The following is an 11,098-nucleotide window of genomic DNA, read 5'->3' as shown; positions in this document are numbered from 1 at the left end:
GCGGCCCCCGTTTGGGTGACCACCGCGGCTTGCGCCGCCGGATCGGCGTTTGGCGTGGGTTGGGTGAACGGCGTCAGTCTCGACGAAGCCGCTGAGGCCGCCCCGTAGCTGTACATCGCGGCGGCGTCTTGCGCCCACATCTCGGCATACTCGGCCTGGGTTGCCGCGATCGCCGCGCTGTTCTGCCCCAAGATGTTGGTCGCGACCAGCGACATCAACCTGCTGCGGTTGGCCGCGATCAGCGGGGGCGGCACCGTCATCGCGAAGGCGGTCTCAAACGCCGCCGCCGCCGTCCTGGCCTGGGTGGCGGTCTGCTCGGCCAGAGCCGCGGTGGTGGCCAGCCACCCCGCATACGGTGCGGCTGCGACGGCCATCGCCGCTGACGCCGGCCCCAGCCATGGCTCGGCGATCAGCGCCGACACCACCGATGTGTACCCTTCCGCCGCAGAACTCGACTCGGCGGCCACGCCATCCCAGGCAGCCGCGGCGGCCATCATCGACTCCGAGCCCGGCCCCGCATACATACGTGCCGAATTGACCTCTGGCGGCAGGTTCCCGAAATCCATTGCGTGAAAGCTCCTTAGCTGGGAGCAATCATATCAACGGCCTGAACGGCTGCACAGGAGTCGAAACCGGCCGAGATAACGGCGACGAACCTGTGGAGAATCAGCACGGCCTGTGCGCTCGTTTCCCAGTCAGCCTGGGTTAACGCGGTGAACCGTGCCAGCATCAACGCCGGCACAGCAGCAGCGGCCGCGGGAACCACCCGGCCAACGGGCCCTGGGAAGCGTCAGGTCGCCGACGCTCGCAGCGTTTGCTGTTGGTTCCGATGCAATTCCGTCGTCGCCATCGTGTTGCGTGGCCAATTCCGCCCGGCGATGCCGCCCGGTCTGCCGCAGCCGCGCCGATGGCGGCCACCGCACCGGCTGCCACGGGGAAGCCGTTCACGCATCGCTGGTCGCCGCCGCCGCTCCGCCGAAGAAGCGCGGCAACACCGAGGCGGACGTTTCGCGCAGTTCGGCCAACGACACCGTGAACAGACCCTGAACCTCCAGCGCGTCTGACCCCTGGTCCACGACCCCGATGCGGACGACAGGCAAGCCCCGCGCCTCACACATCGAACGGAAGCGGCTCTCCTCGGTGCGGGGGACCGCCACCAGAGCCCGGCCCGCCGACTCGGAGAACAGCATCACGAAAGGATCGGAATCTTCGGGAAGTACTATGCGACAACCATTTTCACCCGCGAGCGCCGCTTCCACGACGGCCTGGGCCAGGCCGCCCTCGGACAGGTCGTGCGCCGCCGACAGCAGCCCGTCGCGCGACCCCGACCGCAGCACCTCGGCCAGTAACTTCTCCCGCGCCAGGTCCACCGCCGGCGGCAGCCCGCCGAGATGCCCGCCGGTCACCTCCGCCCAGACAGACCCGTCGAACTCGTCGCGCGTGTCGCCCAGCAGCATCAGGGTCTCCCCCGGCTCGACACCCAGCCCGGTGGGGATGCGCCGGCCCACGTCATCGATCACACCGAGCACCCCGACGACCGGCGTCGGGAGAATCGCCACGGAACCGGTCTGGTTGTAGAAGCTGACGTTGCCGCCGGTCACCGGAATACCGAGGGCGGCGCAGCCGTCGGCCAGACCTCGCACCGCCTGCGCGAACTGCCACATCACTCCGGGGTCCTCGGGAGACCCGAAGTTGAGGCAATTGGTCACCGCGACCGGCGTGGCGCCGGTCACCGCAACATTGCGGTACGCCTCGGCCAGCGCCAGTTGGGCTCCGGCGTAGGGATCCAGCAGCGTGTAACGCCCCGAAGCATCGGTCGAGACGGCAATGCCGCGACCGGTGGCCTCGTCGACGCGCAGCATGCCACCGTCGGCGTGCTCGGCCAGCACGGTGTTGCCGCGCACGTAGCGGTCGTATTGTTCGGTGATGAAGGCGCGGCTGCACAGGTGCGGGCTGCCCAGCAGCGCAAGCAAAGTCGCGCGCAGTTCAGCGCCGGCGCCGGGTCGCGGCAGCCTGTCTGAGCGGTCCGCGTTCAGGGTGTCCTGCGATTCGGGGCGTGCGACCGGCCGCTGGTAGACCGGACCTTCGTGGGCGACGGTGCGCGGCGGCACGTCGACGACGGTCTCGCCGCGCCAGGTGATCCTCAACCGGTCACCCGCGGTCACCTCACCGATCACGGTGGCCGGCACGTCCCATTTGCGGCACACCGCCATGAACGCGTCGACGTTCTCCGGCGCCACGACCGCGCACATCCGCTCCTGCGATTCGCTGCACAGCACCTCGGCGGGTGTCATCTCCTTGGCGCGCAGCGGCACGGTGTCGAGGTCTATGGACATGCCACCGTCTCCGGCAGAGGCTAATTCCGATGTAGCACAAGATAATCCGGCTCCACCAAGGTCCTGGATGCCGATCACCAGCTTGCCCGCGTAGAGCTCGAGGCAGCACTCGATGAGCACCTTCTCCATGAAAGGGTCGCCGACCTGCACCGAGGGCAGTTTCTTGCGCGAGCCGGTGCTGTCGAAGGTGTCCGACGCCAGCACCGACACCCCACCGATACCGTCCAGCCCCGTCCTCGCACCGAACAAGATGATCTTGTTGCCGGCACCCGAGGCGAACGCCAGATGCAGATCCTCCTGACGCAATACGCCGACACACAACGCATTGACCAACGGGTTGCCGGCGTAGCACGAATCGAAGACGGTCTCGCCCCCGATGTTGGGCAGACCCAGCGAGTTTCCGTAGCCGCCGATGCCGCGCACCACGCCGTCGAGCACCCGGCGCGTGTCGGGAGCGTCGACAGCCCCGAACCGGAGCTGGTCCATCACCGCGACCGGTCGCGCGCCCATCGCCATGATGTCGCGCACGATGCCACCGACACCGGTGGCCGCACCCTGATACGGCTCCACGTAGGACGGGTGGTTGTGCGACTCCACCTTGAACGTGACGGCCCAGCCGTCGCCGATGTCGACGACGCCGGCGTTCTCACCGATGCCGGCCAGCATGCCGGCGCGCATCTCGTCGGTCGTGGTTTCGCCGAAGTAGCGCAGGTGCACCTTCGAGGACTTGTAGGAGCAGTGCTCGCTCCACATCACCGAGTACATCGCCAGCTCGGTGTCGGTGGGCCGCCGGCCCAGAATCTCACGGATCCGCTGGTACTCGTCGTCTTTGAGACCCAGCTCGGCGAACGGTTGCGGTTGGTCGGGCGTGGTCGCGGCATAAGAGACGGTGTCGATCGACCCGGGGACGGTCACGCCGAACAGTGTAGGGTGGCGCCGCCCGGGCTACCCCGACGTGGTGGCTGAGCGGACGGAGAACTATGTCGAGGCCGCCGGCGTCACGCCGGCGACAGGAACGCGCGCATCGCGGCCGAGTAGGCGGCCACGTCGTGCGCGCCCATCAGTTCGCGTGCGGAGTGCATCGCGAGTTGGGCGGCGCCGACGTCGACAGTCGGGATACCCGTCCGAGCTGAGACCAGCGGGCCGATCGTCGAACCGCACGGCAGGTCCGCCCGGTGCTCGTAGCGCTGCAGACCCACCCCCGCCTGTCGGCAGGCCAGCGCGAAGGCTGCAGCGGTGCGCCCGTCGGTGGCGTAGCGCAGGTTGGGGTGCACCTTGAGCACCGGCCCCGCGTTCGCCTGGATGAGGTGGCCGGGTTCGTGGCGCTCCGGATAGTTGGGGTGGGTGGCGTGCGCCATGTCCGCCGAGGCCAGCAGCGACGCCGGGAGGCGGCGCAGAAAGTCCTCCCGGGTCCCGCCGGCCGCGAGCACGATCCGTTCCAGGGCCGCGCTCAGCAGGTTTGACTGCGCGCCGTGGTCCGAGGACGAACCGACCTCCTCGTGGTCGAAGAGCACCAACACCGGCAGGATGGCTTCCGGCGCCGTCTGAGGCTCGACCGCCAGCAGCGCCTCCATCCCCGCATAGCAGCTGGCCAGATTGTCCAGCCGCGGAGCGCTCAACAGGTCGGCCTGGGCGCCGACCACCGCCGAAGGGGTCAGGTCGTGCGTCATCAGGTCGGCAGCCAGCACGTCGGCCGGTGCCACGCCGGCCCGCTCGGCGACGTAACCGACGAACGATCCGGGCTGCCCGCCGATGCCCCACAGCGCGTTGAGGTGTCGCTGCGGGTCCAGGGTCAGCGACTTGCGGTCCTCGGCCAAATGGATGGCCAGTTGCGGCACCCGCAGGATCGGGTCGTCGATCCGGACGAGGCGGTGGACGAGCCCGGCGCCCACACGCAGCGTCAGGCGCCCGCTGATCCCCAGATCGCGGTCCAGCCAGGAGTTGAGCCACGCTCCGCCGTAGGGCTCCAGCGCCACCACCCGCCAGCCGGCGACCAGCCGGTCGGGATGCTGCTTGACCCGGAGGTTGGGGCTGTCGGTGTGGGCGCCGATGATGCGGAACGGGCCGTCGGGTCCCTCGGAGTTCCAGGCCACCAGTGACCCGGCCCGCACCGTGAAGTACCGGCCGGGCCGGTCCGGCCAGCGATCGGTCTCGCCGAGTTCGGTGTACCCGGCGTCGCGTAGCCGCCCAGCTACCGTGAAGCAGGCGTGAAACGGCGACGGCGAGGCATCGATGAAGTCGCAGAGGCCTCGTGCGCTGGCCGCGGTCGTCCCGTCGTTTCGCTCATCGACCACGTCCACCATCATGGCGTGCCGGGCCACGCGGCGTTCACGATAGGGTCGAAAGGGTGCCTCCCGTTCAGCCGCAACCCATTCTCTCGCCGTTGACTCCTGCCGCCATATTCCTTGTGGTGACCATCGACGACGGCGGGGAGAAAACCGTGCACGACGCGCTACCCGACCTCTCCGCGCTGGTGCGGGCGCTGGGTTTCCGCGACCGGGCTAAACGGCTGTCGATGATCACCTCCGTCGGCTCCGACGCCTGGGACCGGTTGTTTTGCGGACCGCGGCCCGCCGGACTGCACCGCTTCGTCGAACTCCGAGGGCCGCGGCACACGGCCCCGGCCACTCCCGGCGACGTGCTGTTCCACATCCGGGCCGAAAGTATGGACTTCTGTTTCGAGTTGGCCGGCCGAGTCCTCAAAGCCATGGCCGGTGCGGTCACCGTCGTCGACGAGGTGCACGGGTTCCGGTTCTTCGACAACCGCGACCTGCTGGGGTTCGTCGACGGCACCGAAAACCCGGCCGGACCAATCGCGCTGAGCGCCACCACGATCGGCGACGAGGACCCCGACTTCGCCGGTTCCTGCTACGTGCACGTACAGAAGTACGTGCACGACATGCCGGAGTGGGAGTCACTTGCGGTCCCCGAGCAGGAACGCGTGGTGGGTCGCACCAAGCTCGACGACATCGAACTCGACGAGGACGTCAAACCCGCCAACTCGCACGTCGCGCTCAACGTCATCACCGACGACGACGGTGCCGAGCTGAAGATCGTGCGGCACAACATGCCGTTCGGCGAGGTCGGTAACGGCGAATACGGCACTTACTTCATCGGCTACTCACGCCGGCCCGCGGTGACCGAGCAGATGATGCGCAACATGTTTCTCGGCGATCCGCCGGGGAATACGGACCGCATACTCGACTTCTCCACCGCGCTCACCGGAGGAATGTTCTTCTCCCCCACCGTCGACTTCCTCGACGACCCGCCGCCGCTGCCCAGCACGCCGGGAGCGCGGCGAGCCGGTTCGGCTTCCGACCCCACCTGTCACAACGGCTCGCTTTCGATCGGCAGTCTGAAAGGAACGTCCTGATGAACAACCTCTACCGCGAGTTGGCACCGGTCACCGAAGCGGCGTGGTCCGAAATCGAACTGGAAGCCACCCGGACGTTCAAACGCCACATCGCCGGACGGCGGGTGGTCGACGTCAGCGGCCCCGACGGGCCGGCGGCCGCGGCGGTCGGCACGGGACGGCTGTTGGACGTGGAGGCACCCACCGACGGCGTGGTCGCTCATCTGCGTGCGACCAAACCGCTTGTCCGGCTGAGGGTTCCGTTCACCTTGTCCCGCTATGAGGTCGACAACGTCGAGCGTGGTGCGTCCGACGCCGACTGGGACCCGGTCAAGGCCGCCGCCAAGAAGCTCGCGTTCGTCGAGGACCGCGCCATCTTCGAGGGCTATCCCGCGGCGTCGATCGACGGCATCCGCAGCTGCACCTCCAACCCTTCGGTGGCCTTGCCGGCAGACCCGCGTGACATGCCCGATGCAATTTCGCAGGCGTTGACCGCCCTGCGGCTGGCCGGCGTCGACGGGCCTTACTCGGTGTTGTTGTCCGCCGATGCCTACACCAAGGTCAGCGAGACCACCGAGCACGGATATCCGATCCGCGAGCACCTCAGCCGGCTGGTCGACGGGGACATCATCTGGGCTCCCGCCATCGACGGCGCCATGGTGCTGACCACCCGCGGCGGCGATTTCGACCTGCAGTTGGGCACCGACGTCGCGATCGGCTACACCAGCCACGACACCGATACGGTGCAGCTGTATCTGCAGGAGACGATGACGTTCCTGTGCTACACCGCGGAGGCGTCGGTCTGCCTGGGCTGCTAGCAGCCGGCAGCTTTGTCGCGAGCTCACCGGGGCCGAAAAGACGCTCGATACTCGCATCGGCTCCCTCGCCGGCGAAGGCGTCGTCGGCCGCCGCGACCACCGCGTCGGCGACTGAGACGACAACGGCCATGCCCTGGGCGATGATTGGGTGATGGCGATCCCGGACGGCTTTCACCCCGACTTCGACGACACCACGGCAGCGTCCCCACGCGTGCACCACGTCAGGGCGTCGGACATCAGCGCCGACACCGCCCAATCAGAGGGTATGCGGCGGTTCGCCGCCGTGTCCGGCCGGTCTGTCGGTGCGGCGAAGCTGTGGATGGGCGAGACGCACGTCGACCCGCACACCGCGTCGTCCAACCACCATCACGGCGAATCCGAGACCGCGATCTACGTGCGCAGCGGCCGCCCTGAGTTTGTGTTCCATGACGGTGTCGCCGAGGTGCGCATCTCGACGGTGCCCGGCGACTACGTCTTCATTCCGCCCTACCTGCCGCACCGGGAAGAAAACCCCGATCCGACCTCGCCGGCCGAGGTAGTGATCGCCCGAAGCACGCAAGAGGCCATCGTGGTCGATCTGCCCGGGCTCTATCCGCTCTGAATCGGCGTTCCGGCAGGCATCACGACACGACGATTCAGCCAATTCTCAAGATAGTCTTCGGTTTCGGCCAGCCTGGCTCCAAGGCTCCGCAAAGCCACGACGAGCAGCATGGTTCCATGACAAGTGATCTGCACTGCGTGGAACTGATCGAACGTTACCTGCGAACCCGAGGGAGCCGGTATTTCCGCGGCCGGCACGACGGCGATTTCTTCTACGTCGCCAACACGCGCCCGCGACGGCTGCACGTGCATCTCGAGGTGTGCCCCGCGCACGACGACGTGCTGGTGGTTCGGGTGGTTCCCGCGTGTTTCTTCCCCGCCACCGACCGGCCGTGGCTGACCCACCTCGCGGACGGCTGGAATCGGCAGGATCGCGAAGTCACCGCAATCGTGCACAATTCCTGCGACCCGCAGCGCATCGGCGTGATCGCGCGCCGGTCGCAGTGGATCCGCGAAGACATCCCCTTCGAGGATTTCTCGCGCTTCGTGGACAACACGATCGCGGCCGCGATCGAACTGTTCGGCGAGCTGGCCCCGGTCGTGGAATGGCGGCCCGCGCAGCCGCTGCTGCGCGACGCCGGCTGAGCACCGCCGCTGCGGTTTCGGCTCAGACCGCCAGAACGGCGTCCAGTGCCGAATAAAACAGGCCCAGCCCGTCGTCGGACGGTCCGGTCAGCGCCTCGATGGCATGCTCGGGGTGGGGCATCAGGCCGACCACTCGGCCGTCGGCCGAGCTGACGCCGGCGATGCCGTGCAGGGAACCGTTGACGCTGTCGTGGTATCGGAACACCACCCGGCCCTCGTCCTCGAGCTCGTCGAGCACGCCCCGGGGCGCCACATAGCGGCCTTCCCCGGATTTCAGCGGCACCAGGATATCCGCGCCCGGCTCGTAGCGCGAAGTCCACGCCGTCGCAGTGGACTCCACCTTCAGCCACACGTCGCGGCAGACGAAGTGCAGGCCCACGTTGCGGGTGAGCGCACCGGGCAGCAGCTCTGCCTCGCACAGGACCTGAAAGCCGTTGCAGATGCCCAGCACCGGCATCCCGCGGCGCGCGGCGCCGACGACTTCGGCCATCACCGGGGCGAACCTGGCGATCGCCCCCGCCCGCAGGTAGTCGCCGTAAGAGAAGCCGCCGGGCACAACCACGGCGTCGACGCCCTTCAGGTCGGCGTCGGCGTGCCAGAGGCTGACGGGTTCGGCGCCCACCCGCCGTGCCGCGCGGGCGGCGTCCACGTCGTCCAGCGACCCCGGGAACGTGATGATTCCGACGCGCACCGTCACCTCGCCTCCCGCGTGATCGTCCAGTCCTCGATCACGGTGTTGGCCAACAGCGACTCCGCGATCTCGGCGAGCGCGGAATCGTCGATGGTGTCGTCGACCTCGAGTTCGAATCGCTTGCCCTGCCGCACCTCCGAGATTCCGGCATGGCCCAGCCGGCCGAGCGCGCCGACAATAGCCTGACCTTGCGGGTCGAGAATCTCCGCTTTGGGCATCACGTTGACGATCACCCGGGCCACCGGCGCTCCTCCTGACGATTTCTGTCGGCGCCAACTCTACCGGCGCCCGGCGGTTTCACAGGCACGAGGCGAGGTAGGCCTCGCACAGCGGGGCGGCCAGGGCGTCGAGTACCGGGTCGTCGGCCATCGCCGGCCACGCCACCAGCGGCGGCGCCGACGACCACAGCGTGAGCTCGGCGATCGTGCTGCTCGACGGATGGGCGACCAGGTAGGTGTGCACGATGACCGGTCCGGAGATCACCGCGGCCATCCGGTCGGGCCTGTCGGTGGTCACCGACGGCGATTCCCCCGGCGCGCCGCGCTGACAGCCGCGCAGCGCAGCGACCGCGTTGCCGAACACCGCGGCCGCGTTCGGGCCGCCGCGGGCCGTATCGCCGCGCCAGTGCAGGATCTGTGCCTGCAACTGCCACTGGCCTTCGGGATGCACCACGGTCGCCCGGGCGGCGACCGCCCCGGCGCGCAGGTCGTGCGGGGCCGCCGGCGTCGCGCACACCTCCTCGAATTGGAAACGCGGGCCGTCTCCCATGCCGGTAACCTGCACCGCGAGTCCGGCCGGCGCGGGCCAGTGATAGACGGAGTCCAGCGGTACCGCACGCGGTAATATCCACGCGCTGGTCGGGACCTGGTCGCAGACAGGCGGGCAGGTTTCGGGCTCCGCCTGCGCGGACACGGTGACGACCAGGGAACCCGTCAGGCAACCAGCGATCACGATCATCGCCAGGATCACCCGCATCGGCACCACCTTCGTCCGGGCACAATCCTAGACGTTCAGCTGACGCGTTTCGGGCACGCGCGCCTGCTCGCCGAGTTCGGCCAGACCGGCGCGCCCAGGGCGAGCTCAGGTGATGTCGTCGGCGGCGCCCCGGCCGGCGGAGCGCCCGGAAAAGATGCAACCGCCCAGGAAGGTCCCCTCCAACGCGCGGTAGCCATGCACGCCGCCGCCGCCGAAGCCCGCCGCCTCCCCCGCCGCGTACAGGCCCGTGAGCGGGGTGCCGTCGGCCTTGAGCACGCGCCCCTGCAGATCGGTTTCGATACCGCCCAGGGTTTTTCGGGTCAAAATGTTCAGCTTGACCGCGATCAGCGGCCCGGCCTTCGGCGCGGTGAGCCGGTGCGGCGCGACCACCCGGGTGAAGCGGTCGCCCAGGTAGCCGCGGGCCGCACGGATCGCGGTGATTTGGCCGTCCTTGCTGTATTTGTTGGCGACCTCGCGATCGCGAGCGGTGACCTCGGAGGCCACGGTGGAATAGTCCAGCGGCTCCACGTCAGGCAGCAAGTTCATCGAGTTCACCAGCTCACGCAGCGAATCGGCGCTGACGAAGTCCACACCACGGTCGACGAACGCCCGCACCGGTCCCGGCGGGCCGGAACTGGCGCGGCTACGCAGCAGAGCGCGCACGCTCTGCCCGGTCAGGTCGGGATTCTGCTCCTGGCCCGACAGCGCGAATTCTTTCTCGATGATCCTGGCGTCGAGGATGAACCAGGTGTAGTCGTACCCGGAGTTGGCGATGTATTCCAGCGTGCCAAGGGTGTCGAACCCTGGATACAGCGGAACCGGCAGCCGCTTGCCGGCCCCGTCCAGCCACAGCGACGAGGGGCCCGGGATGATGCGGATTCCGTGCAGCGGCCAGACCGGGTCGTAGTTGGTGATGCCCTCGGTGTAGTGCCACATCCGATCGGGGTTGATCACGCGTGCGCCGGCCCGCTGTGCGATGTCGATCATCCTGCCGTCGACGTGGGCCGGGACGCCACTGAGCAGCTGCCCGGGGACGCGGCCCATCCGCCTGGGCCAGTTCTTACGCACCAGATCGTGGTTGCCGCCGATGCCGCCGCTGGTGACGATCACCGCAGGGGCACACAACTCAAATTGCGCCAATGCTTTTCGCGACGACGGCATCCCACGCGGGGCGGTGCTGGGTTCCAGCACGCTGCCCCGGACGCCGGTGACCGCGCCGCCTTCGAGAATCAACTCGTCTACCTGGTGGCGGTGCGCGAATCGCACCGCGGCGCGGTCGCGCAGGCGGCGGGCGAACATCTCGACCAAAGCGGGCCCGGTACCCCAGGTGATATGGAAGCGGGGCACCGAATTACCGTGTCCCAGAGCGTCATATCCTCCGCGTTCGGCCCAACCGACCAGGGGGAAGAGCTTCAGGCCCCGGGCACGCAGCCAGCTGCGCTTCTCCCCGGCTGCGAAATCGACGTAGGCGTAGGCCCATTGCCGCGGCCAGTAGTCCTCGTCGCGGTCGAAAGCCGCCGCGCCCAGCCAATCCTGAAGCGCGAGTTCGTGGCTGTCGCGGATGCCAAGACGACGCTGTTCGGTGCTGTCGACGAGGAACAGACCGCCGAACGACCAGAAGGCCTGTCCGCCCATGTTGGCACTGTTCTCCTGGTCGAGCACCAGGACCCGCAAGCCGCGTTCGACGAGTTCGCAGGCCGTCACCAGGCCCGCCAGTCCGGCGCCGACGATGATCGCGTCG

The 11,098-nt window shown here is 68.5% G+C and carries 12 protein-coding genes; 4 read left to right on the top strand and 8 right to left on the bottom strand.

Annotated elements, in window-relative coordinates:
- From AC2VOK_RS00240 to AC2VOK_RS00225, 4 genes are all read right to left on the bottom strand, one after another.
- The coding region (locus tag AC2VOK_RS00240) for a PPE family protein (RefSeq protein ID WP_428898676.1) at positions 1-566 on the bottom strand (566 nt) is incomplete at its 3' end.
- Between the two features lie 14 nt (positions 567-580).
- On the bottom strand, positions 581-766 hold the full coding sequence (locus AC2VOK_RS00235; RefSeq protein WP_428898675.1) for a hypothetical protein: 186 nt from the start codon (positions 764-766) through the stop codon (positions 581-583).
- Positions 767-944: 178 nt separating this feature from the next.
- A complete protein-coding gene (gene purL / locus AC2VOK_RS00230) occupies positions 945-3,251 on the bottom strand; it encodes a phosphoribosylformylglycinamidine synthase subunit PurL (protein WP_428898674.1) in 2,307 nt (768 codons plus the stop codon).
- Positions 3,252-3,334: 83 nt separating this feature from the next.
- Complete coding sequence (locus tag AC2VOK_RS00225; protein ID WP_428898677.1) at positions 3,335-4,639, bottom strand: M18 family aminopeptidase; 1,305 nt, start codon at positions 4,637-4,639, stop codon at positions 3,335-3,337.
- 44 nt (positions 4,640-4,683) lie between these two features.
- On the opposite strand from AC2VOK_RS00225, the gene AC2VOK_RS00220 reads away from it, so the two are divergent.
- The 4 genes from AC2VOK_RS00220 (at position 4,684) to AC2VOK_RS00205 (ending at position 7,691) form a co-directional block, all read left to right on the top strand.
- Positions 4,684-5,709, top strand: a complete 1,026-nt coding sequence (locus tag AC2VOK_RS00220; RefSeq protein ID WP_428898673.1) for a Dyp-type peroxidase — start codon at positions 4,684-4,686, stop codon at positions 5,707-5,709.
- A complete protein-coding gene (locus AC2VOK_RS00215; protein ID WP_421530170.1) occupies positions 5,709-6,506 on the top strand; it encodes a family 1 encapsulin nanocompartment shell protein in 798 nt (265 codons plus the stop codon). Before AC2VOK_RS00220 ends, AC2VOK_RS00215 begins: the two co-directional genes overlap by 1 nt.
- Positions 6,507-6,657: 151 nt before the next feature.
- Positions 6,658-7,107 (top strand): cupin domain-containing protein, encoded by a 450-nt coding sequence (locus AC2VOK_RS00210; RefSeq protein WP_428898672.1) that lies wholly within the window; start codon positions 6,658-6,660, stop codon positions 7,105-7,107.
- Between the two features lie 116 nt (positions 7,108-7,223).
- The gene (locus tag AC2VOK_RS00205; protein ID WP_428898671.1) at positions 7,224-7,691 is read left to right on the top strand and encodes a YbjN domain-containing protein; all 468 of its coding nucleotides are present in this window, start codon (positions 7,224-7,226) and stop codon (positions 7,689-7,691) included.
- Positions 7,692-7,713: 22 nt separating this feature from the next.
- Here the strand turns inward: AC2VOK_RS00205 and purQ are convergent, their stop codons facing one another.
- From purQ to AC2VOK_RS00185, 4 genes are all read right to left on the bottom strand, one after another.
- Positions 7,714-8,388 carry a phosphoribosylformylglycinamidine synthase subunit PurQ gene (purQ, locus tag AC2VOK_RS00200; RefSeq protein ID WP_421528935.1) on the bottom strand — a complete coding sequence of 225 codons (675 nt, stop codon included), beginning with the start codon at positions 8,386-8,388 and terminating at the stop codon, positions 7,714-7,716.
- On the bottom strand, positions 8,385-8,624 hold the full coding sequence (purS, locus tag AC2VOK_RS00195) for a phosphoribosylformylglycinamidine synthase subunit PurS (RefSeq protein WP_421528934.1): 240 nt from the start codon (positions 8,622-8,624) through the stop codon (positions 8,385-8,387). Before purS ends, purQ begins: the two co-directional genes overlap by 4 nt.
- Before the next feature lie 55 nt (positions 8,625-8,679).
- Positions 8,680-9,357: an ATPase gene (locus AC2VOK_RS00190; protein ID WP_421528933.1), complete on the bottom strand. Its 678-nt coding sequence runs from the start codon at positions 9,355-9,357 to the stop codon at positions 8,680-8,682.
- 105 nt (positions 9,358-9,462) lie between these two features.
- On the bottom strand, positions 9,463-11,098 hold a 1,636-nt coding region (locus AC2VOK_RS00185), incomplete at its 5' end, for an FAD-binding dehydrogenase (protein WP_428898670.1).

The organism is Mycobacterium sp. TH-M116 (genome assembly GCF_057473685.1).
This window is presented reverse-complemented; position numbering and strand designations above follow the sequence as displayed.

Excerpts from the sequence above, each read along its gene's own strand:
- AC2VOK_RS00225 (WP_428898677.1), bottom strand. The coding sequence starts at position 4,639 with ATGGTGGACGTGGTCGATGAGCGAAACGACGGGACGACCGCGGCCAGC.
- AC2VOK_RS00190 (WP_421528933.1), bottom strand. The coding sequence starts at position 9,357 with ATGCGGGTGATCCTGGCGATGATCGTGATCGCTGGTTGCCTGACGGGT.
- AC2VOK_RS00205 (WP_428898671.1), top strand. The coding sequence starts at position 7,224 with ATGACAAGTGATCTGCACTGCGTGGAACTGATCGAACGTTACCTGCGA.
- AC2VOK_RS00215 (WP_421530170.1), top strand. The coding sequence starts at position 5,709 with ATGAACAACCTCTACCGCGAGTTGGCACCGGTCACCGAAGCGGCGTGG.
- AC2VOK_RS00210 (WP_428898672.1), top strand. The coding sequence starts at position 6,658 with ATGGCGATCCCGGACGGCTTTCACCCCGACTTCGACGACACCACGGCA.